This window comes from Candidatus Diapherotrites archaeon, assembly GCA_030688545.1.
Lineage (GTDB): Archaea > Iainarchaeota > Iainarchaeia > Iainarchaeales > VGJJ01 > VGJJ01.
On the sequence record JAUYHT010000006.1, the window covers coordinates 212,356 to 231,690 of the forward strand.

The following is a 19,335-nucleotide window of genomic DNA, read 5'->3' on the forward strand; positions in this document are numbered from 1 at the left end:
ACACGCGGGGGGCGCGCAAAAAATGCGACGTGCAATAATAGTCGGAAAAGTTTTTGATTGAAATACTTTTCCGTTGGTGTGTCATTTGTCGTTGTTGTATGGGTATTATGTGCCGACCTTTCTATAAAGAGGTCGTTGGAATCAACAAAGCAGGCATAATTGGAAAAAATATGTATTATAATAAGGCAATACAATACACCCCACTAGGTCCTATTTTGTTAACGATGGAGAAAAAGGACGATATTATCCATTGGGCCGCATCGCCCCTTTCACGATTCCAATGGCACTCGCGAGGATAATGGGGCCAAAAATAAATCCGAACACGCCAAAAAGTGAAATTCCACCAATAACGCCCACGATCATCACATAGGGATGGATTCGCGTCCGGTCGCCGATCCATTTGGCATAGAGGATTGTTTCCACTCCAAACGTGAGAATAACTCCAATAATCGCCACTCCCACCGCAATCTCATATTGCTGATTCACTGCATAGAAGATGGCCAGCGGCGCCCAAACCATAATAGGTCCAATGCTAGGAAGGAAAGCAAGAACAAAGATGAGTGCGGCCATGATGAGGCTCAGTTCCACTCCTAAAAAAGTAAAACCAACAAACGAGATAACAAACTCTAAAATCGCCATCACGAGCGTTCCGTATAGGATAGCTTGCGTATTGAGGTTGAGTTCGTAAATAATATGCTCCTTGTGTGAGGACGGGATGTATTTTCTCAATTCCGCGGAAAGTTTATCCCATTTACATAATGCATAATACATTCCAATAAGGGTAATGAACAGCCCTATTATCAAATTAGGAAGAGAAGCAAGAATGGAGGCAGTCATGTCTGAAACAATTTGATTAAACTGCGTTTGCATCGTGACGGCATTGAGATTAAAACCTCGAAACATGGGATTGATGGCAATAAGAGTGATGTAATGCGAAATGTTTCGATTGCTAATCGCATCCCCCGCTTCATTAATCGCGCCAACAACTACTAATGTAATGGGTACGACAACCAAAACAATGGCAACCAACACGCACGTCACCGCAGCCAAATTTGAACCGAGTTTGTCAACGAGTTTAAGATAGAGGGGGCGCGCCATGTATGCCAGCACATACGCTGAGAGTATGGCAATAACGAATGGCAACATTATTAATGATGCAAGAACAATAATGCCGAGTACGATCGCCCAAAACAAATATCCTTTGAGCTGGAGCTTATCACCGGATATCATATACCTTAATTCACTCAACCAATTGAAAAATAGATGTATTGAGATGGTATGCGATATATTAACGCGTGAATACACATATTTGGGCCTTATTTCACCATACGACCTATTTATAGGGTGGTGGTAGTTAGTTTGTACATTAGATACGCCATTTGACATGGCGTAATTAGAAAAAAAGGAGTTCAAAAACAAATGGCAAAAAAAACACGCGGAACACGAATGGCAAAAGCCGTTCGAAATGCGGCTAATACGAAAGGCGGTAAAGGACCCGTCATTAAACGAAAAGTCGGATTACGAATCATGAGATCCTAAGCTATTTTCGAAAGAGGAAGTGGGCAACTCATTTACCTGCTACTCTAATATGACTTTCTCCCCACTCTAAAGGATGGGTATCCGACAAATAGAAAACGTCACTTGCTCGCGTGTTCGCTCGCCAAACAATGGGCGACGAATGTCGCAGGCCAGTTTCGGAACCTTTTTCATAAAAGGTTCATCAAAAGCATTTTGATCGAACTTTTTTCAAAAGTTCGGCTGGCCGCTGCGATTTTGATCAACCTTTTCTTAAAAGGTTGAGGGCGAGGTATCTATCTTTTTCCCCGGGCTTCATCGTAAACGGTGTTTACGATGCCCGCAAAACAGGGTTTTGCTTGGTTTTCTAAAAAGCCCGAATGATAATTGCCTTCTCCCGTTTGACCGATCGTTTTCATTCGTTGTCTGCATAGTCCCTAGCGACCCTCCCGTATTAACTCGTGTTCACGATCAGTGTTCCGCCGGAGGTAGCAGTAGCCGGACCTACTTTAATGGCCACGCGTTGCACGTCGCTTCCCGTCATGGTAGGCCCTCCGTTAAATTGGGTGGTCCCGGGTGTGGTGTCGGTGTATGTAAGTTGAGGGGGGCCGTAGCGTTGCTGCAATACGTATCCCAATCCCGCGCCCGAAGTTACTTGGACAAACGATTCATACAGGGAGGTGGCATCGGCCAAACTGAATACATACACTATGCTTTCGCCAGTAGTAAGATTCCAATTATAGGTCAGTCCGGCGGAAATCGTGGTCGCTCCGCCTGAAATCATATCTAAATATGCTTGTTTTTCATGATAATTTGCGGGAGGAGTATAGGTGCAGCTCTGAGATTCGTTTTCGGTAGTGGAAGGTCTGTTCACCGTGGTTCCACAGGCATTGGCATCCGTACATGGTCTCGTTCTCATTCGGGTTTGCGTGGAATCGGGCTGGCATTCACTCCAATCGCTCCATCCCCCCCATTCGTCACAGGACCAGCTCTCGGTGCAATTGGACGGCGGGGTATACGTGCAGGATTGAGACTGTGTCTCGGTTTCGATAGGTCTCGTTGTTTCAGTCCCACAGGCATTGTCATCGGTGCAAAGCCGTTCTTGCGTGCGTGTTTGAGTGGAGGAAGAAGTGCACACGCTCCAATCGCTCCAATCCCCATACTCACCACACGACCATGATTCTTGGCAGGGGGCACAACTTTGCCTGGTCTCCGGTTTTGGACAATTCGCCGGAGTCGATTTACATAGGCGTGTCTGCAAATTGTTCGTGCATGCTCCCCATAATCCGCAATCCGGGAGGGGGCAAGCACTCTGGTTCGCTTCTGCCACTTCTTGGTTGGATTCCGGCGGGCCGAGCAAGTTGAACGTTTTTTCAGCGGCTAGGTAGGGAAGGGCCGCGTTGGCTCCCGCGATGAGACTTGAAACAAGGTCCGATGTCGGCGTGATTCCCGTCGTCGAAGAGATGTTGACTCCGGGCGTCACCACAATGACTTGACCATTTTTGGAAGCCCCCAGCACCCCTCCTATTTTGGAGAAAGGGAGTGTTGACTTGTCCAACATGCTCTTCACGCCATCTGTGACAAATCCCACGACATGACCTCCAGTGTCTTTAATCGTGGTGAGTGCAGATTTTACTTTGTCGAAAAATCCTTTCTCTTCCACTGTTGAACGCACGGGATCACAGGGTCCGGGGTTCTGTTGTTTCCACGTGTCCCAATTGAACGTGTCCAGATTGAAAGGTTCGCTCGTGGCAAGACTCAATTCTGCTTCCGTCAACGTGGGCGAGTCCAGCGTGTTTGAACAGGAACAGTCGCAATGAACCAGTTTTCGGTCGTAATCGTAATAGTAGCACGGTTGCTCCAATGCACACCCTGCTCCTCGCGCCGCGCATAATTCCGCGGTCTGCTTCTGGCAGCCCAGCGTCATTTTGGTAAAGGGATTCGCGGAAACATTTTCTTCAGTGGCAATGCAGGCGGAAACGCTGTACAAGTCCACATCGTCCTCGCAGTCCCAAGCCGCACAGGTAAAGGAGCAGGTGTACTGGTCGGAACCCGTTACACTCCCTTTTTCGTTTTCGGAGCACATGAAACTTAGAACGGCAGAGGAGATGTAAGTCTCATCATCCGCGTTCTCATTGTACGCACAATTATTGGTTCCTATGATGACATCCTGATTGCTGTAGCCGCTGCGTGCGGGAAGGACCTGTGTCGATCCCCTCATCCGGGAAACAAACCAATTGTCATACCCTTTGGTTTTCGCGTCCACCGCACAACGCTTGATCACCGCGCGCATGTGTTGGTCGCACAAGTCTCGATACTCGGAGGGCCAATCGTCATACGAATGCGTATTGTAGGAAGAATAATCCCCATAATCCCTTCCCGGTATTCCACCGAATGTATCCGCATATACGGGAATAGAAAATGCCAGTATTCCCGCGAGAACAAATAATACAATCCATCGACTTTCCATAGGGGAGGGGTTGTTTTCACTCAATAAAAAGTTTTGCCTTCCGCAGGGGGGAAAACCATACCTATTTATTCTCGGGGCCATTTCCCTTCTAGATGAAAACAGAGCGTCTAGGAATAATCGCAATGGGACTGCTCCTCTTTTTGGCAGGATGCACGTCTTCAAATATACAGTCTCCGACGCAGGAACAGCAAAGCAGTTTGCCAGCGGGAGATACCACGTCAACACCCCCTCCCACGACCCCGACTACGGGCCGCTCCATGGAAGAAACATCGACATTAACCACGGGCGAATTCGATGGGCTTATCCCCAACGCGGAAACCTCGCTGATTTTCCAAGCCTTGAACAACGCAGGAATAGCTGATGCAGCCGTAGAGTATCAAACCGAAACCGTGCTCGTGGCATTCGATTTGCCTTCCAGTATGACCAATGAGGGGGCTGCTTATTTTGCATTGGGGGTTGCTTCCAAATTCGCGCAACCCACTCAAATACTCTGGGTCCAAGTATTTGAGGGAAGTACATCCAAAACGTATTTCGTGAAAGCCGACACCGTTCAGAAATACACCACGGGAAAGTTGAATGAAAACCAACTAAAACTTGCGGTAACCGTGCAATAAAATCCTATCCAAAGAAACCGCCAAAAGTGCTTATTCTGTCCGTCCGGCGGGACGGTCTGAAGTGTGAGTGTTTGAGGTATTAGTCCCGCCTCCCCGGCTTTCTTTATCAGGAAAGTTCATACAGTTCCTTTATTTTGGATTTAACTTCGTCCAACTTGGCTGTATGAACTTCATCGACCTGGCGCAGAATCTTGTCCTTGACCAGTACTACCGGAAAATCCGCTCGAATAAAACTCTCTTTAGCCAGCATTTTTTTCTCCGTGCTTGCATTGGTCAGAATGCAATCAAAATCATTTTTCCGAGGCTTAGAAGTTATTTTCAGCATCACGATATCAGGAGACTTAGAATTATATTTTGCAGAGCTAACCACCAACCCTAATCGACGCTTGCTACCTTCTTGGTCCGAGTAGCGAACATCCGCCACAATGATTTGGCCCGGTTTAATGTTTGAGGAGTTCATCGGCGTCATCCCAGTCTTCTAACGCATGCTTTAGTGCATATGAACGAACGGCATCACTCGAATTCTTTTCACTTTTTTCCAGCTTCTCAAGCTTGCTTTCAAAGGCTCTTCGCGCGACTTCCGTCCACTTTACATCCGAGTGCTGACGCATCTTTTCATGCATCTCATCCGGCACATTCATCGTCATATTCGGCATCAAATCACCTTATATAAGTAAAATAAGTAAAGGAATATTTAAGCCTATCGGGGGCAAAGCGCCAAAGCCGCACTGAAAAGTTAACACCATAAAATGCGATTTTTGCCTTTTTGGTAAAATTTGGTGTTAACCGCCTCAAATATTCTGTTCCGGGAATCTTCCTGCTTTATTCACCCCCTCGCTTCTTAGCTCGGTGCAGTTAGTGAACTTAGTGTAATTGCTAACCATAGCTTACCTCCTAAACTACTTGTAACTGAGAAGCTTTTGGTGAGTATCCAGTATGTGATTCACGGAATGTTGAAGTTCCTTTGCTGATGCTACAAATCGTTTCTGCTCAATAGTATTAGGCGAAAAATGTGCAATTCTAAGCAATTTTCCTTTTTTTGCGATGAATGGAAGGGAAATAGTGAGGTCTTTGACACCTAAGAATGGTTTGTACAGATGGCCTGAGACTTGCACAGTCTGTTCCTTTGCATTTGTCAATCGTTCAAAAAAATCTCGAAAGGCTAAACCAGCGGCTTTGTGAGGAATTCCATGCGCACGGATAAAAGCCAACAATTCGAAATCCGTTTTGTGCGCTAATTCATCATATTTCTTTTCATTCGTTGAGTTGATGATTGGAATCGCCTTTCCATGAGTTCCAATACAGAAAACTTTTTTTCCAAGCACCTTTTCGTATCTCTTGGCATCCAATTCCATTCCAAAACCGAGAATATCATTACGGTTTAGTTTCAAACGCAAATAATTGGTAATTTCATCTACGGGATTGGTGACAACAATAATGCGGGTCTTTGAAGAAATCTTCTTGAGATAACGAAGAAGGTCGGCCACTGCTCCAAGATTAAATTTCAATTCATCCTGCCGAACTTCATACGTCGAACTCCTACTTATCATACTTTCAGTACGTGCACTATCGCTAATCCCAGAAAGTGAAAGGATAATGTAATCAACTTTTTGGAGAGCTGAAAGATTCTCTAAAACGCGCACCTTCGCGCTATCCAAATCAGCTGCTAATCCTTTTGCACTTTTGGATGTACGACTGTAGAACAAAAGCTCCTTCGTCTCTTTGAGCTCAACTAAATTTTCAGCAATAGCTCGGCCTGTTCGTCCACAGCCGATTAGTAGGATATGCATATCAGAAAGATTCCAATTCGACCCGACTTATAAGCAATAGTGTCCGGTCGTCGGGACAAGCCTGAAGCGTCAGAGAAGAAAGTATAGTCCCGCCTCCCGGACTCGCAATCGGATCTTCGGTTTTCATTCATTTATATTATTCTTCTAACAGCCATTTCCACACAGGCTTAACGTTTATTCTTTTACCGTCTTTCTGAATATTTTCTTCCTGATCAAACGTAAGGATGAGGCCTTTGCTTGCTTTTATTTCGCCCATTGCCTCCAAAAGACCATTAATTTCCCGATCTTTAGTCGTTGGGGTAAGAGCATAGGTTACTTGTACTGCTTCCAATTCGTTTGACCGCTTGAGAATGAAATCACATTCCTTCTTTCCCTTAAAATAAAATGTCTCCATATCTCGTCGCTTCAATTCCTGCATAACAATGGCTTCGAGTCGTTTTCCATTATCTGGATTGAATGCAGGCGAGAGAAACGTTTGAAAAGAGTTATCCGATAAGTAAACCTTTTTGGGATTAAGCGAACGCACTTTAGCAGAATATGAGAATTTGGATGAAGAGAAGATAAAAAAGGCGTCTTCTAGGTGATTTAGATAAAGGGAAATTGTTTTTTTGCTAACTTCCGTTCCTCTCCCCTTAAGCATTTTTTCGAAAGAGGTTATGGAAAAAAGAGACGAATTATTGTCAAGTATGTGATTCATAAGCACCTGCATAATATCTACACTCTTGACATTGTAACGTTCAACAATGTCCTTGTAAAAAGTGGTTTCATAATAGGTTTTTACCAGATCTTTTTTTTCATTCAATTCTTTTTGGGCCAAAAGAGGAAAACCGCCATAAGACATATATTCGTCAAACAATCTAAGGAGTAATCCTTTTTTTTCGCTAAATGGAATTGTTTTATCATAGCTAAATCCTTTTAACTGTAAAAATTCTTTGAACGAAAAAGGAAGCAGGAGAACACTCGTATATCGACCACGAAGTTCGGTAGCCACTTCCTTACTGAGAAGCTTAGAGGATGATCCGCTTAGTATAATGAAATATTTACCTGTATTATGAAGCCTTCGAATAAATTTGCTCCAAATAGGCGCTTCCTGAATCTCATCAAAAAAGAGATAATGTGGTTCCACCCCAGTCACCTCTCGGTGAGCCACAAATAATTCATCGAGGTGGCTGGAAGAAATTCCAGCCAAACGATTATCTTCAAAATCCAAGAAGAGAATCTCATTTCGATTAACTTTTTCGAGCAATTGCTTAATCGTCAAAAACATGATGGACGTTTTACCCACCCTCCGCGGACCGATAACTGCCTGGATGCTTTCCTTACTTGGTTTTAGATGTACACTTCTCTGGATCAATTCGGGCAAGGGTTTTTCCAGCCATTCCACGATCATTCGTTTGAAAATATCCCGATACATGCTAAATTATACCCAAGATCACCTTATATATGTTTCTTCATAGAAACAGTTTGACGGTTAATTGTTTCTTATAAGAAACAATTAAATATCACCCCCACCCCCCCAGCCAATCAAGGAGATGCATTCTTTCATACTTCCACGCTTTCTTGAATCAGCTTTTTCATCCTATCTTTAGGAGTATAAACCCAGATAATGCCTTTAGGAGTGTCTAAAACCATAAAGCGTTTCTCAAAATACTCAATAATCACGTCCAAGGTTGGGCGCATTATTTTGTTACCGGCTCGTTTCAATAGCTCATAGCGAGAAAGAGGCTCTTTGGCTTCTTTGAGTATTTCTTCGACTAAAAGAACGGTTTTGAGGGTGGGGTAGTGTAGGACCTGCATAAACGTCACCAACTACATTAATATAGACATATAACGCATATAAAGATATATTCTATTTGGCGTTCTTTCCGCTTGCTTTAGATAATCCCCAATACTTTATTTGACCAATGAAAAAACTGATGGTAAAAAGCACGTAAATGATAACAAAACTAAATTCAGTGAAAAAGAACCCAATATCAGCTAAATCACCGGTTGTAGATACTCTGAGTAAAAATCCTAACGAAAATAGAACCATCGGGAAAACAAAAATAGAAAGGAAATGAAGACCCGTCTTAAAACGAGAAAGAATAGAGTAAACAAAACCAATACTCAAAAGAAGCACAAACGGAATAAAAAAAATATAAATATTGGACATACGATACGTTGTTGCAATACCTATTTAATGGTTACACAATCTACCCGGGGGAAGACCAAAGGTTGAGTAAGTGATGGATTAGTCCCGGCTTCCCGGATTTACTTCTAAGAAACTTCCGACTTTTACCCGAGGTCTCGCTTAAAAGATCACACACCATAGCAAAACACCCTCCTGCGATAGTTAGTGAAGATTATCAATATAAGGAAGCAGATTGTCGGAGATATATGAAACAGATATTGCTAACAAATGACGACGGTTATCAGTCCGTTGGTTTCTACCCCTTGTTAAAGGAATTAGAAAAGAGTTTTTCTGTTACTTCGGTTGCACCGGAAAGCGAAAGGAGTTGGATAGGAAAATCGATTACAGCCAAAAAAGAATTAAAGGTCAAAAAAATAAACCTGAATGGAATCCCAATTTATGTTTGTAGTGGAACTCCTGCCGATTGCTCTCAATTGGGCATATATGAGTTTTCAAAAAAGCGACCGGATTTAGTGGTGTCCGGCATCAATATCGGTGCAAATGTTGGACATGGTAGAATACTGAGTTCGGGCACAATTGGTGCAGCAATGGAAGCGGCTATTGATGAAGTAAAGGCACTCGCCTCCTCACTTCAACTTCCCGATGATATACGCAAGTCAGCGGATTTCTTTCACCCCAAAAATTATTCCATGTTTGAGAATGCAGCAAAAATAACAGCTAAAATTGCAAAAATTGTGGTTCAATACCCATTTGAGAAAGGTGTGGACATTCTTTCTATCAACATACCATTTGAGGCCACCGTTGAGAATAAAATCCAGATTACGAGGCCACATCGAGAACCCTATCACCGACTTTTTGCGAAAAAAAACGAAGGATATAGTAAGAAATCAATCGGTGATTCGTCTGCTCGCGGCAAAATAGATTTCACATACAAAATCGGCACAGACAGTTATGCACTTTCTAAGAATAAAATTTCAATCACCCCTATTAGCTTGAACCTTTCACGCGAAGAATCGTTCAAAAAACTAAATCAGCTTCTCAAGAAGAACTGGTCGTCGGGACAAGAGCAGAGCTTGAGTAGGTGAATGGATTAGTCCCGCCTCCCGGACTCGAAATCGGGAAATCTCTGGTCTTTTGGAAGATAGGCTCGGCTGAAGCCTCGCGAAGAGTGTAGTTGGTGTACTTTGGGATGTTCTCTGAACTCATCTCAGCCTCCCTTCAATAAATGTTGTCGTGATGATCATAGTCCGCAAAAAGAACAAACTTTTTCGCTTTGTCATATTGAAAAGTTAAAACAAAGTGTTTGTCGATATGAACACGTTTGAAATCTTTCATCGTGTGGCGCAGGTTCTTGTAGTGTTCAATGGTATATTCATCCGAGTTCACAATTTGTTTAATTTTCTTGTTAATGATTAAAACTTTCTTGGGATCTCGCTTGGCTAAATTCCGTAGAATATCCTTCAGTTTGTCAGATAGGTCGTATTCCAGTGGCATAAGAAATCACAAGCCGCAGAGTTCATCTAGCTCTTTATCCGACATTCTGCGATTGGGGTGCTTACGATAATGCTCCTCCGTAATCTTCAAAATTTTTTTAGCATAGGCTTCGCTGGCTTCTTGTTCTACAAACTCATCTCCAAACATCTCGGCAAACTTATCCAAAGCCTCGCCTTTATCGCGCAAACCATACTTTTCCTTAACTACCCCCAAGACTCGGGAAGTATAGCCCTTCACTTTCGTATTAATGGCAACCGAATCACCCATTTAATATCACCTAATATAGAATTAGTTGAACTAATTAATAAGGCTTTGGACGCGAACCGCCAAAAAGAGCTCTATTCCGAAAATCTTCCGTTTCTATCCGAAACCTCAATTACGGGTTCGGTGTGGTTAGTGCACTTAGTGATATTCAATTGATTCATCTTTCCAATGTAGGAAATCCATACTTTTAATAATACTCCAAGGGATATAGGACTATGAATAGCGGTAGAAAACGTCCAGGACCAAGGAGCAATGGCAGAAGGGGATTGTTCCCAAAACCATTATCTTATTACCTCGGGAAGAAAAGAGGCAAGCAAGCTCGTAACCCAGCGGAAGACTTCATCGCTGGAAGATCCTCTCATCTAATTGCTCAGGATTTCGAAATGGCCCTTCTTAATAGACAAATTAATAGGCTAAATGCTAAACGTCGAGCCAAAATAATAACCCCTAAAGAAAGGGAAACTCTTTCATTTGCGCTTATTGAAAGAGCTACTCTCCAACTTCCAATCAGCAATTTACGGTGGGCTTTAGAAACAGCATTGGCATTCCATTCAGCAATTTGGAACCACCAAAATAATACACCTATTGGACAATACACTCCTTTATCATATAGCAAAGAGCATTGGACTGAACAATTAAATTTAATGATTCAATATTACCCACACTTCCGAAAATATGGTATAGGAAAAAAATATTTTGATTCATTCGTAAGACTGACACGCCAATTAATTGACACGCCAATTGATTGAATGAAAGCATTGAAGTAATTTTTTATTCCACCATAAGCATATCTGTCTTCGGGGCGATACCGAAGGTTGAGTATGTGAAATAGGATTAGTCCCGCATCCAGGATTCTATTCCGGGAATCTCTCGTTTTTTCTTGATTGCTCGCTTCTAAGCTCGCCAACCATTTATTTCATCCACTTGTAAATTTTTTTGCGCTCCCGATAGAGCTTGAGAATGCCTGTTGCAATAAAGTCGTTTTTTATTTTTCCAGATAGAACCATACGATAGGCTGTTAATAATGACTTTGGATGGACTGAAATGTCCTCATCTTCATCCTTCTCAAGGGGGTCGTATTCCAAATCGGTCGCCAGAAAGGCCGCCAGTTTCCATTCTAAAATTCCTAATCTGTCTTTTTCAATAAAAAGTTTCATTTTCTTTGCACGATAACCCGTTTCTTCGCGCAGTTCACGCTGAGCTGCTATATGAATATTTCTTTCCTTATCCACCCGTCCGCCCGGGACTCGCCAATCGTACTCGCTTGTTTTTTGGCGATACTCACGGGTAATCAAAACACGCTTTTGCTTATCGAAAGCAAAAACCACTACACTAGGGGGACGAACAGCGCGTTCAAAAATTGTTTTTTTACCACTTGGAAAAACCGCAGAAGCCTGTTCCACCCGGAAAAACTTGCCTTTGAATACGGACTTGTATTTTCCAACTTTTACTCGACCAACCATACCACTAACTCCTTCAAAATCTGGTTAATAAATCCGGTCGTCGGGACGAGTCGTAAGTGTCACAGAAGTAGAAATTAGTCCAGCCTCCCGGTAATGCACCAGGGGATCTTTCTTTGAATACAGGCTCGGTTGCTGCCTCGCTGACGTTGGTGCAGTAGTGATGATCGACCAACGTATCTCATCCAATCCAATATTTACTATTGGAAACGATAAATTATTCCTCTATTGCCAAGTTGAGCCTTCTGGAAATTAGGGTCCTCGCACACAACAAAATCGGTCTTTTTGTCTGCAAAATTCGTCTTTCGATAAAGCTCTGCTGGAACTAATCGATTAATATCCCAAACGAGTATTACTCTATCAGCTTTACCCTTGTAACGTTGACCCCTACCCAATGAAAGGATTTTATTAAATCCATTTTTCGGCAGCGGAACTCGTGAGAAAAATCGTTCTCTTTTCCAACCACTTACACTGCTGACCCCACTCTTTGTCAACCTATTTTTGTTCTGTCCAAGTGCACGCCGAAGTTTAGCCAGACGACCTTCAGCAGCGGATTTTTGTCCCGCTGTCATTTTAGCACTAGGACGACTCATTCGCAATTGAAAGACTCTCAAATCGTTTTGACGTCTCCTTATATTACGCGAAGCTGATGATATTCTCGACGTAGGCATGCAAGTAAAGAAAATTTAGTAGTTTAAAAAGATTTCCTGAATTCTAACGAAAAATGTAGTCCACCAGGCGGTCCGGCCTGAAGTGTGAGTGTTTGAGATATTAGTCCCGCCTCCCGGACTTGCAATCGGAGAATCTCTGATTTTCTGGAATAAAGGTTCGATAGGAAGACCTATTTGAAATCCTCTTCCGTCAACCCAGTTGCCTCAATAATCGATTTCAACGTCTTCGGGACAATGACTTTATGATTTGGTACCGTAACGGGCGGTCGCTCTGGGTGCTGAAGATGAATATGGCTGCCTTTTTGGTTTTTGATAGAGTAGCCTTTCTTCAAGAGAATACGCAAAACTTCTTTGCCAGAAACAACAGGAAGTTTCATACGGTAACAGAAACTTTCGTGACTTCCTTGTCACTATGGAGAGGGACACCCGATTCCGCCAATGACTCCAAATGCAACGCTATGGCCTCTTTGATATTTTCCAGCGCTCCCTCACGAGTTTCTCCTTGACTAATACATCCGGGCAACGCTGGAACGGTCACGGTATACCAGCCCGATTCACTGTCTTTTTCCAAATAAACTTTCCAATCCATATCAATACCCCCCTATTAGTCAATAAAAATCAATGCCTAACAAACCGCCAAATACGCCTTTATGCGTCCGGAGGGATGATGGCGAAGGTTGAGTCTATGAACAATGAAAGTCCCGCCTCTCTCGATGCCACAGGCAGGTTATCCCCTAATTCCATATGCTTCTTTGATCCGTTTTATTCCATTAAATTTTTTGATTAGTCTTGCAACCGATTTTCCAGTAAATTGCTCCCAGGATTGGTTAAAAGCGATGGCGTCCCTAATCTTAGTGGAGGAAATGGTCCCCGCCCGTTTTATTCGTTTAATTCTTACCTTTTTTCGAATGAGTTTGATAACCGTTTCTTTATCAGTATACAATACATCAAATTGGCCGCAGCACTCAAATAGATTTTGAATACCCACAGAATATGATTTTCCATCCATAACTACGACAACTTTCACTTTATTTGAATCGATTCCCTCTTCTTTCAAATAGGCTTGCATCATTTTTCTTTTTTCAGTTCCATCAAATGGGTTCCTTTTTGTATTTCTAAATTCAGCACTACCAACTACTACAAATAATTTATCTACTTCTTTCAAAATTCCCTTTATGACACGCAAATGCCCTTTATGCGGAGGATTAAATCGACCCCAATAAACCCCAATCATCACTCAATCATTTATCCGAAATTAATAAACGATGCTGAAAAGTATCTGCAAATTCGAACACTCTAATAAATTATAGTCCCGCCTCCCGGACTTGCGACCTGGGAATTTCCGGTCTTTTGGAATACAGGTTCGGCTTCTGCCTCACTATGAGTGTATTTAGTGCAGTTTATGCTATTCGACTGACTCATCTTATCTTTCCCAAGCTTCCGGCAGTTTCTATTATGTTAATAGTTTTTCAATTGCATAGCCGCCCACATAGTCTTCTTTTGTCAGAGGATTAGGTATCCCCCTTCGCTTGAGCTCATCCATCATTTCCCAAATACTTATCCCAGCCATCTCCGCGGCCCTTCCTATGCTCACTTTGCTTTCGGAGTATTGCTTGACCGCTTTTTCTAGATTATTCATAGTTTCTCAACTAACTTATAGAATTCTTCTTTTTCCATTTTCAATCCTTTTTTGATAATCTTATCTCGAATTCCCGTTCCAACGGGTTCGTTTCCATGAATGGGGATGGTCAGCACCCTTCCATCCGCATGTTCAAACTGATGATGACTTCCTTTAACTCTTTTTTCAGTAAACCCAAGCTTGATGACAATCTTGGCTAACTCTTTGCCGGAAAAGACTTTGGACAAAGTCGTTACACCTCAACGACTTGCAATCCTACAAACCGAGAGGATGAAACTTCATGCTCATTATTACGTTCCAGACAAAGTTCAATTACTTCCTTAATCCGCTTCAATAATTCATCCATTGTTTTGGCCTGGGTGTAGCACCCTTCCAACTCAGGAACTTCCCCCACAAGCCAACCCTCGTCGTCTTTTTCAATAACCATCGTAAAGGTCCGTTTAGCCATTTTTTCGTTTGTCATAGTATGACTCTCCAGTTACAGAATAAAACCTTTTCTTATGAAAACCGCCAAAAAACGTTTATTTGTCCGGCGGGACGAAACCGAAGGTTGAGTCTGTGAATAGAATTAGTCCCGCCTCCCGGACTTGCACCGGGGATCTTTCTTTGAATACAGGCTCGGCTGCTGCATCGCTTATCTTTGCTAAACTCTAACACACCTTTTGGTGCAGATAGTGAATTATAAAGAAATATAGCGTTCGTTATGCAATGAAAAGCACATACAAAAGAATTGGCGCTAGCATTCATACACGGTGGAGAACTTGGAGAAAAGCGCAGAGGCGGAAAGAAGCGATACAAGTTGGTTCAAAAATTGGGGAAGGAGCACAAGGAGTTATTCGTAGGGGACAATTTTTTCGGAATGAACGTTCACGTCCGATGATAGTAAAAAGATTCAAGGGAACACCAAGAACGGCAAATCATGAAGCCGTTTCCTCCTACTATCACCTGAAATTATTACATCAACTAGGATTTCCAACTACCCCCTTTTTTCATCTTTTTCGCGATCCTAGCAATAAAGCCTTTTCGTTAATGTTGAGTGATTTAACACGAAGACGAAACGGTGAAGAATACAATATTGTCCACGATTTACAAGAAATACAAGACGAGAACTATCGCAATTTAACCACCAAAGGGATGCATCCTAAAGACCTCACTGAAAGAACTATGCACTATTTTGTTAAGGGAAAGGACAGAATGATTAGTAATCCAGATGAGATTGATAAGCAAATACAAGAACTTAATAGTAAAGCCAGTAAGATTGGTATTACGCTTGGTAGAGAAGCATTTGTGGTTGTTGTGAATAACAAAACAAGACATGGACATGTTGTTATAAATGATGTAGCTGAAACAAATATTCCACAAAAATTATTCCCGGAAAACTTTATTCGAAAAGAGCACAGAAAAGATTTTTTTAATTTGAGAACAAATTGGAATTCAGCTTTTGAAAATGCTGTTATTATCGCTCTTAGTTTTCCAATAAGCGTACCTTTCCTAATTTATGAAAAAATTAATGAACAAATAATCGAGTACCGCTATAGACGGGAAAAAAAAGGAAAATAGTGAAGATGACACAAGAAAGCGGGAACGATTGATGAAAGACCAAAAGTGTCCGCCGTAAAAAAAGTTAACATTCATTGTCCGACGAGACAGCCCGATGTGTGAGAGTTTGAGGTATAGTCCCGCCTCCCGGACTTGCACCGGGGATCTTCCGGTCTACAGCCGGACGCATTAGCTACTATGCTAAGGCGGGAACTCTTCCCATCTCAGTTATCGCGAGCCTTTTCCAAAAAGGCTCAGCTACTCTACCAAGGCGGGAACCCTTTCCGCACTCACTTTTTTGATCACCTTTTTTTCTAAAAAGGTCACCTTTTTGATCAACCTTTTTTTCTAAAAGGTCACCTTTTTGATCAACCTTTTTTCTAAAAAGGTTGAGCTACTTTGGTAAGGCGGAAATCTTAATTAACTCCATACACCGAACAAGGGGACTCGAAAAGATTTGCCGAGTCAGAGTGGTATTGCGAAGCAATACCACGACCCCGAACGACCATATGGAATTTGGTCCGGCAAAAGGATTGGGTCCAGAAAAGCCTTTTAATAGGGCGGGGAAAAAACCCTGCGTGATTCTGGATTAAGGGTTTTGAGAGGGGATATGGAAAAGGGAGGATTTGGATATTTAGAGTAAGGATAAGGATCCCCTCTTCTTTCCCATTGCCCACATAACCCCCTAGGTTCACGGACGAAAATGCCTTCCGTCGATTGTTTAATTTCGATTCGTCGCGGGGTGAAGGCTTATATTGGGATTGCTTTTCCCTCCCGCCATACCTGGGGAGGTATTTCAATGGGGTTTCTTCGCCATAGCCTAATGGTCCTTTTCGTGATAGGATTAGCTATTCCTGCTTTTTCGCTGGCCGACGATTTCTCGTCGTATGCCTCCCATTACCGGGTTTTGGATAATACATCCCCCCAGGGGTGGGTGCCGGCGTATGATGCCATTTCTATTCAATCCGATTCCTTGCATAAAAATGGAGACGCGGCCTTCCGCACCAATGTGGATGTTTCCCGCCATTCCAGTCAACGGGCCTCGGTGCATACGAATCTATCGTCCCAGAATCTAGGTGTTTACAAGAACCGCGGGGGCATGATGTATTTGTGGTTCAAGCCCTCGGTGGCCACTCATCTCACCGATATTCGTGTCCGCCTGGGCAGCGATGCGTCCAATTATTTCGAATACATTACCACTCAGCCATACAACATCTCTTATTTCGTGGGCGCGCAATTGGTGCCCTTCGATCTGGAGGCCCCCTCCTCGGTCGTTGGAAGGCCCTCCATCCAGGATATTCGTCGGGTGCAGGTGCTCGTGTATTATACAGCCGCCCAACCTGATTTCGCGTTCACCATCAACCAAATCTGGGTGGAGAAGGGCGGGAATGCCTTCGGCGCCAATTGGGTCGTGCCTTTTTTTGGCGGGCGCCCGGATGGGTGGGCTCTCCCATACGTTTCCATGTGGAATAATGGCATGTCCCTCACTGACAATGATATCTTGTCCCTGGGTCACCATGGGAGGGTGTTTTATAGGCGTGAGGATTCGTCCAATAAATCCGCTTTCACCGTGGAGACGGATGTGAAAATAGTAAATGCGGCCTGGGGTAGCCGGTTGTTCTTCGATTTCATCGATGGGTTCAATTTCTCTGGGGTTTTCCTGACCAACCAATGGCAGAAGGCGGGAATTGAGTATTGGCAGAATGGCGTTCGTTCCTATCGCCAAATCCCTTTTACAATAATCCCAGGGCAGACCTACCGCGTCAAGTACGAGGTGAATAACCGCATCGTGAAGTTGTTCATCAATGGGGCCTATCTATTATCGTATACTCTCCCCTCCCGGCGCACCGGAGAATTGGGGATGGAATCGTTTCAGGGTACCTCCCATTTCTCGGCGTTCAATTTCCTCCCCGCTTAGATGATGAGTCGGGGAATGCCCCTAATCCCTTATAAGCCTGTTTTCCCACCCTTCGGATATGACCCCTATCCGCATCACCTTCGACCGTTCCAAATGCATTGCAGCCAAATCCTGTGTGAGCGCCGATCCTAATACCTTCGGTTTCGATGACACCGCTCAGAAGGCTATTCTCCGACATGGAACCCCCGCCGGGAATGATCTTTTTTCCCGCGTGATAGAAGGGGATGATCCCATGATTCGTCGGGCGATGGATGCGGCCGCTTCCTGCCCCGTGAATGCATTCAAGGTGGAGAATGTTTCCTCCGGGGACGTTTTGGTGACGGATAAGCTGGACACGCAGGGGGTTAAAGAGGTGCGGGCGACGTATGATGATGCCCGCGATTTTCGTCTCGATGAGAAGGGCTATTTCCTCCTCCGCACCATCCCCGAAAAAGACGAATTGGAAGTCGGCTTCTGCACCTCCAAAAATAGGATGGTGCTAAAAGTGGTGGGCCAGACCCCTATTGCGGTATACCATGCCCTGGCTCAGCAGGATTTGGGGTTACGTCCCGAGCACTATGCCTATCTGGGTAGGGAACTAGAAAAGGCCTACCATTGCCTTCGAATGGGTTTGGCGTATGTGCAGGATGACGAGCTCCACACTATGAGGCCATTAAAAAAATAGGCCTAAATAGGCGTCCCGTGTTAGGATAGGATGCCAAATCCCTTTCCAACCAGAAAACTCCTGCGTTGGTTCGCCACGCACCAGCGCCCTCTTCCCTGGAGAAAGACCTACAACCCTTACCAGGTCTGGGTGTCCGAGGTCATGGCCCAGCAGACGCAGATAAAGCAGATGCTTCCTTTCTATGAAAGATTCATGAAACGATTTCCCTCCCTCCGCGCATTGGCGGATGCCGATTCCCAGGACGTATTGAAAGCCTGGGAGGGGTTGGGGTATTATTCCCGCGCGCGGAACCTGCACGCCGCCGCTCGAACCGTGATGAAGGAAAAAAAGGGGGTGTTTCCCACATCCAAAAATGACCTCCTCCAACTCCAGGGATGTGGACCCTATATCGCTTCCGCCGTGGCCAGTATTGCCTTTAGGGAAGATGTGCCCGTGGTGGATGGGAATGTATTGCGGGTCATGTCCCGCGTCTGGGGGGATACGCGGGATGTCACCCTTTCCCAGACGAAAATCCATTTCGAACGGAAGTTAATAGAAATCCTTCCCCACGGTCAGGCACGGGCGTTCAACCAGGCGTTGATGGAAGTGGGGGCTCTGATTTGCACCCCCGAAAAACCCGCTTGTGGCGCTTGCCCGTTACATTCGGGATGCACAGCCTATGCCAATGGCACGCAAAACCGATTCCCGGTGAAATCCAAAAAGAAGAAACCCGTGTCGCGCATTTTTGCAGGGGTGGTCATCCGAGAAAAGGATCAGTTTCTTCTCATTCAGCGTCATGAAGCCTTATTGAAAGGTCTCTGGGAGTTTCCCACCATTCCCTATGCTCCGTTAACCCAATCCATATCGGATATTGAGGAAAATTTCCTTGCCAACGGCTTTCCGGTTATTCTGAGTGACCGGTTGGGAACCGTAAAACACGTCTATTCGCATTTCACCCAGCACGTGCACGTATTTTCCGGCCGCCCGATTGGAAAAGCCATTCAGGGGCACTGGGTTCCGGTGGCCCATTTGGAAAAAAAACCTTTTTCAGGGGTCCAACAGAAGATGTTCAACCTCATTTTTTCGCCGGTTGCCAATTCAGAAACTTCTGCCTCCCAGCAAAGATCTACCGCGCGATGAGGAAAACGTTGATACCATGGAATGTTTCGTGGTGAAGGCGGCGAACC

General features: G+C 44.1%; 25 protein-coding genes and 1 tRNA gene. 7 read left to right on the forward strand and 19 right to left on the reverse strand.

Annotated features, from left to right (window positions below; genetic code table 11):
* Positions 1-243 precede the first annotated feature (243 nt).
* On the reverse strand, positions 244-1,230 hold the full coding sequence (locus tag Q8P05_03935; GenBank protein ID MDP2666623.1) for an AI-2E family transporter: 987 nt from the start codon (positions 1,228-1,230) through the stop codon (positions 244-246).
* A gap of 739 nt (positions 1,231-1,969) precedes the next feature.
* Positions 1,970-3,985 carry a hypothetical protein gene (locus Q8P05_03940; protein MDP2666624.1) on the reverse strand — a complete coding sequence of 672 codons (2,016 nt, stop codon included), beginning with the start codon at positions 3,983-3,985 and terminating at the stop codon, positions 1,970-1,972.
* Between the two features lie 92 nt (positions 3,986-4,077).
* On the opposite strand from Q8P05_03940, the gene Q8P05_03945 reads away from it, so the two are divergent.
* Positions 4,078-4,599: a hypothetical protein gene (locus Q8P05_03945; protein MDP2666625.1), complete on the forward strand. Its 522-nt coding sequence runs from the start codon at positions 4,078-4,080 to the stop codon at positions 4,597-4,599.
* Between the two features lie 106 nt (positions 4,600-4,705).
* On the opposite strand, the gene Q8P05_03950 is transcribed toward Q8P05_03945, so the two are convergent.
* The 6 genes from Q8P05_03950 to Q8P05_03975 form a co-directional block, all read right to left on the reverse strand.
* Positions 4,706-5,059: a type II toxin-antitoxin system PemK/MazF family toxin gene (locus Q8P05_03950; protein MDP2666626.1), complete on the reverse strand. Its 354-nt coding sequence runs from the start codon at positions 5,057-5,059 to the stop codon at positions 4,706-4,708.
* Positions 5,040-5,255: a hypothetical protein gene (locus tag Q8P05_03955; GenBank protein ID MDP2666627.1), complete on the reverse strand. Its 216-nt coding sequence runs from the start codon at positions 5,253-5,255 to the stop codon at positions 5,040-5,042. The genes Q8P05_03950 and Q8P05_03955 overlap by 20 nt, the downstream gene beginning before the upstream one ends.
* Positions 5,256-5,498: 243 nt before the next feature.
* On the reverse strand, positions 5,499-6,389 hold the full coding sequence (locus Q8P05_03960) for an NAD(P)-binding domain-containing protein (GenBank protein ID MDP2666628.1): 891 nt from the start codon (positions 6,387-6,389) through the stop codon (positions 5,499-5,501).
* A 136-nt stretch (positions 6,390-6,525) separates the two neighbouring features.
* A complete protein-coding gene (locus Q8P05_03965; GenBank protein MDP2666629.1) occupies positions 6,526-7,803 on the reverse strand; it encodes an ATP-binding protein in 1,278 nt (425 codons plus the stop codon).
* Positions 7,804-7,931: 128 nt separating this feature from the next.
* Positions 7,932-8,186, reverse strand: coding sequence for a hypothetical protein (locus Q8P05_03970; protein MDP2666630.1), 255 nt, complete (start codon positions 8,184-8,186; stop codon positions 7,932-7,934).
* A gap of 52 nt (positions 8,187-8,238) precedes the next feature.
* Complete coding sequence (locus Q8P05_03975; protein ID MDP2666631.1) at positions 8,239-8,541, reverse strand: hypothetical protein; 303 nt, start codon at positions 8,539-8,541, stop codon at positions 8,239-8,241.
* A 224-nt stretch (positions 8,542-8,765) separates the two neighbouring features.
* Here Q8P05_03975 and surE point away from each other — a divergent pair, with 224 nt between their 5' ends.
* Positions 8,766-9,605: a 5'/3'-nucleotidase SurE gene (surE, locus tag Q8P05_03980; protein MDP2666632.1), complete on the forward strand. Its 840-nt coding sequence runs from the start codon at positions 8,766-8,768 to the stop codon at positions 9,603-9,605.
* A 133-nt stretch (positions 9,606-9,738) separates the two neighbouring features.
* Here the strand turns inward: surE and Q8P05_03985 are convergent, their stop codons facing one another.
* Positions 9,739-10,014, reverse strand: a complete 276-nt coding sequence (locus Q8P05_03985) for an addiction module toxin RelE (protein ID MDP2666633.1) — start codon at positions 10,012-10,014, stop codon at positions 9,739-9,741.
* A gap of 6 nt (positions 10,015-10,020) precedes the next feature.
* Positions 10,021-10,281: a DUF2683 family protein gene (locus Q8P05_03990; protein ID MDP2666634.1), complete on the reverse strand. Its 261-nt coding sequence runs from the start codon at positions 10,279-10,281 to the stop codon at positions 10,021-10,023.
* Between the two features lie 212 nt (positions 10,282-10,493).
* Here Q8P05_03990 and Q8P05_03995 point away from each other — a divergent pair, with 212 nt between their 5' ends.
* On the forward strand, positions 10,494-11,027 hold the full coding sequence (locus Q8P05_03995) for a hypothetical protein (protein ID MDP2666635.1): 534 nt from the start codon (positions 10,494-10,496) through the stop codon (positions 11,025-11,027).
* A 162-nt stretch (positions 11,028-11,189) separates the two neighbouring features.
* Here Q8P05_03995 and Q8P05_04000 read toward each other — a convergent pair whose 3' ends face one another.
* The 8 genes from Q8P05_04000 to Q8P05_04035 all read right to left on the reverse strand — a co-directional run bounded on the left by Q8P05_04000 (position 11,190) and on the right by Q8P05_04035 (position 14,511).
* A complete protein-coding gene (locus tag Q8P05_04000; protein ID MDP2666636.1) occupies positions 11,190-11,741 on the reverse strand; it encodes an NUDIX hydrolase in 552 nt (183 codons plus the stop codon).
* A gap of 197 nt (positions 11,742-11,938) precedes the next feature.
* The gene (locus tag Q8P05_04005) at positions 11,939-12,409 is read right to left on the reverse strand and encodes a hypothetical protein (GenBank protein ID MDP2666637.1); all 471 of its coding nucleotides are present in this window, start codon (positions 12,407-12,409) and stop codon (positions 11,939-11,941) included.
* A gap of 170 nt (positions 12,410-12,579) precedes the next feature.
* A complete protein-coding gene (locus Q8P05_04010) occupies positions 12,580-12,786 on the reverse strand; it encodes a type II toxin-antitoxin system HicA family toxin (GenBank protein MDP2666638.1) in 207 nt (68 codons plus the stop codon).
* Entirely contained in the window at positions 12,783-12,998 is a 216-nt protein-coding gene (locus Q8P05_04015) for a type II toxin-antitoxin system HicB family antitoxin (protein MDP2666639.1), read from the reverse strand. Before Q8P05_04015 ends, Q8P05_04010 begins: the two co-directional genes overlap by 4 nt.
* A 138-nt stretch (positions 12,999-13,136) precedes the next feature.
* Entirely contained in the window at positions 13,137-13,643 is a 507-nt protein-coding gene (locus Q8P05_04020; GenBank protein ID MDP2666640.1) for an adenylyltransferase/cytidyltransferase family protein, read from the reverse strand.
* Positions 13,644-13,862: 219 nt separating this feature from the next.
* Positions 13,863-14,048: a UPF0175 family protein gene (locus tag Q8P05_04025; GenBank protein MDP2666641.1), complete on the reverse strand. Its 186-nt coding sequence runs from the start codon at positions 14,046-14,048 to the stop codon at positions 13,863-13,865.
* A complete protein-coding gene (locus Q8P05_04030; GenBank protein MDP2666642.1) occupies positions 14,045-14,275 on the reverse strand; it encodes a type II toxin-antitoxin system HicA family toxin in 231 nt (76 codons plus the stop codon). Before Q8P05_04030 ends, Q8P05_04025 begins: the two co-directional genes overlap by 4 nt.
* Before the next feature lie 5 nt (positions 14,276-14,280).
* A complete protein-coding gene (locus Q8P05_04035) occupies positions 14,281-14,511 on the reverse strand; it encodes a type II toxin-antitoxin system HicB family antitoxin (protein MDP2666643.1) in 231 nt (76 codons plus the stop codon).
* 245 nt (positions 14,512-14,756) lie between these two features.
* On the opposite strand from Q8P05_04035, the gene Q8P05_04040 reads away from it, so the two are divergent.
* Positions 14,757-15,608 carry a hypothetical protein gene (locus tag Q8P05_04040; protein MDP2666644.1) on the forward strand — a complete coding sequence of 284 codons (852 nt, stop codon included), beginning with the start codon at positions 14,757-14,759 and terminating at the stop codon, positions 15,606-15,608.
* A 117-nt stretch (positions 15,609-15,725) separates the two neighbouring features.
* On the opposite strand, the gene Q8P05_04045 is transcribed toward Q8P05_04040, so the two are convergent.
* Positions 15,726-15,798: transfer RNA gene (locus Q8P05_04045), tRNA-Tyr, on the reverse strand.
* 612 nt (positions 15,799-16,410) lie between these two features.
* On the opposite strand from Q8P05_04045, the gene Q8P05_04050 reads away from it, so the two are divergent.
* The 3 genes from Q8P05_04050 to mutY are packed head-to-tail and all read left to right on the forward strand — an operon-like array spanning position 16,411 to position 19,288.
* The gene (locus tag Q8P05_04050; protein ID MDP2666645.1) at positions 16,411-17,505 is read left to right on the forward strand and encodes a hypothetical protein; all 1,095 of its coding nucleotides are present in this window, start codon (positions 16,411-16,413) and stop codon (positions 17,503-17,505) included.
* A 58-nt stretch (positions 17,506-17,563) separates the two neighbouring features.
* Positions 17,564-18,169: a ferredoxin gene (locus Q8P05_04055; GenBank protein MDP2666646.1), complete on the forward strand. Its 606-nt coding sequence runs from the start codon at positions 17,564-17,566 to the stop codon at positions 18,167-18,169.
* A 30-nt stretch (positions 18,170-18,199) separates the two neighbouring features.
* The gene (gene mutY / locus Q8P05_04060) at positions 18,200-19,288 is read left to right on the forward strand and encodes an A/G-specific adenine glycosylase (GenBank protein ID MDP2666647.1); all 1,089 of its coding nucleotides are present in this window, start codon (positions 18,200-18,202) and stop codon (positions 19,286-19,288) included.
* Positions 19,289-19,335: the final 47 nt, after the last annotated feature.

What these genes read in the sequence shown, in the direction of transcription:
- Q8P05_04055 (MDP2666646.1), top strand. Translation starts at nt 17,564, where the DNA reads ATGACCCCTATCCGCATCACCTTCGACCGTTCCAAATGCATTGCAGCC.
- Q8P05_03995 (MDP2666635.1), top strand. Translation starts at nt 10,494, where the DNA reads ATGAATAGCGGTAGAAAACGTCCAGGACCAAGGAGCAATGGCAGAAGG.
- surE (MDP2666632.1), top strand. Translation starts at nt 8,766, where the DNA reads ATGAAACAGATATTGCTAACAAATGACGACGGTTATCAGTCCGTTGGT.
- Q8P05_04015 (MDP2666639.1), bottom strand. Translation starts at nt 12,998, where the DNA reads ATGGATTGGAAAGTTTATTTGGAAAAAGACAGTGAATCGGGCTGGTAT.
- Q8P05_03990 (MDP2666634.1), bottom strand. Translation starts at nt 10,281, where the DNA reads ATGGGTGATTCGGTTGCCATTAATACGAAAGTGAAGGGCTATACTTCC.
- Q8P05_03950 (MDP2666626.1), bottom strand. Translation starts at nt 5,059, where the DNA reads ATGAACTCCTCAAACATTAAACCGGGCCAAATCATTGTGGCGGATGTT.
- Q8P05_03965 (MDP2666629.1), bottom strand. Translation starts at nt 7,803, where the DNA reads ATGTATCGGGATATTTTCAAACGAATGATCGTGGAATGGCTGGAAAAA.
- Q8P05_04035 (MDP2666643.1), bottom strand. Translation starts at nt 14,511, where the DNA reads ATGACAAACGAAAAAATGGCTAAACGGACCTTTACGATGGTTATTGAA.
- Q8P05_03985 (MDP2666633.1), bottom strand. Translation starts at nt 10,014, where the DNA reads ATGCCACTGGAATACGACCTATCTGACAAACTGAAGGATATTCTACGG.
- Q8P05_04005 (MDP2666637.1), bottom strand. Translation starts at nt 12,409, where the DNA reads ATGCCTACGTCGAGAATATCATCAGCTTCGCGTAATATAAGGAGACGT.
- Q8P05_04000 (MDP2666636.1), bottom strand. Translation starts at nt 11,741, where the DNA reads ATGGTTGGTCGAGTAAAAGTTGGAAAATACAAGTCCGTATTCAAAGGC.
- Q8P05_03960 (MDP2666628.1), bottom strand. Translation starts at nt 6,389, where the DNA reads ATGCATATCCTACTAATCGGCTGTGGACGAACAGGCCGAGCTATTGCT.
- Q8P05_04040 (MDP2666644.1), top strand. Translation starts at nt 14,757, where the DNA reads ATGAAAAGCACATACAAAAGAATTGGCGCTAGCATTCATACACGGTGG.
- Q8P05_04010 (MDP2666638.1), bottom strand. Translation starts at nt 12,786, where the DNA reads ATGAAACTTCCTGTTGTTTCTGGCAAAGAAGTTTTGCGTATTCTCTTG.
- Q8P05_03945 (MDP2666625.1), top strand. Translation starts at nt 4,078, where the DNA reads ATGAAAACAGAGCGTCTAGGAATAATCGCAATGGGACTGCTCCTCTTT.
- Q8P05_03935 (MDP2666623.1), bottom strand. Translation starts at nt 1,230, where the DNA reads ATGATATCCGGTGATAAGCTCCAGCTCAAAGGATATTTGTTTTGGGCG.
- Q8P05_04050 (MDP2666645.1), top strand. Translation starts at nt 16,411, where the DNA reads ATGGTCCTTTTCGTGATAGGATTAGCTATTCCTGCTTTTTCGCTGGCC.
- Q8P05_03940 (MDP2666624.1), bottom strand. Translation starts at nt 3,985, where the DNA reads ATGGAAAGTCGATGGATTGTATTATTTGTTCTCGCGGGAATACTGGCA.
- Q8P05_03975 (MDP2666631.1), bottom strand. Translation starts at nt 8,541, where the DNA reads ATGTCCAATATTTATATTTTTTTTATTCCGTTTGTGCTTCTTTTGAGT.
- Q8P05_04025 (MDP2666641.1), bottom strand. Translation starts at nt 14,048, where the DNA reads ATGAATAATCTAGAAAAAGCGGTCAAGCAATACTCCGAAAGCAAAGTG.
- Q8P05_04020 (MDP2666640.1), bottom strand. Translation starts at nt 13,643, where the DNA reads ATGATTGGGGTTTATTGGGGTCGATTTAATCCTCCGCATAAAGGGCAT.
- Q8P05_03970 (MDP2666630.1), bottom strand. Translation starts at nt 8,186, where the DNA reads ATGCAGGTCCTACACTACCCCACCCTCAAAACCGTTCTTTTAGTCGAA.
- Q8P05_03955 (MDP2666627.1), bottom strand. Translation starts at nt 5,255, where the DNA reads ATGCCGAATATGACGATGAATGTGCCGGATGAGATGCATGAAAAGATG.
- mutY (MDP2666647.1), top strand. Translation starts at nt 18,200, where the DNA reads ATGCCAAATCCCTTTCCAACCAGAAAACTCCTGCGTTGGTTCGCCACG.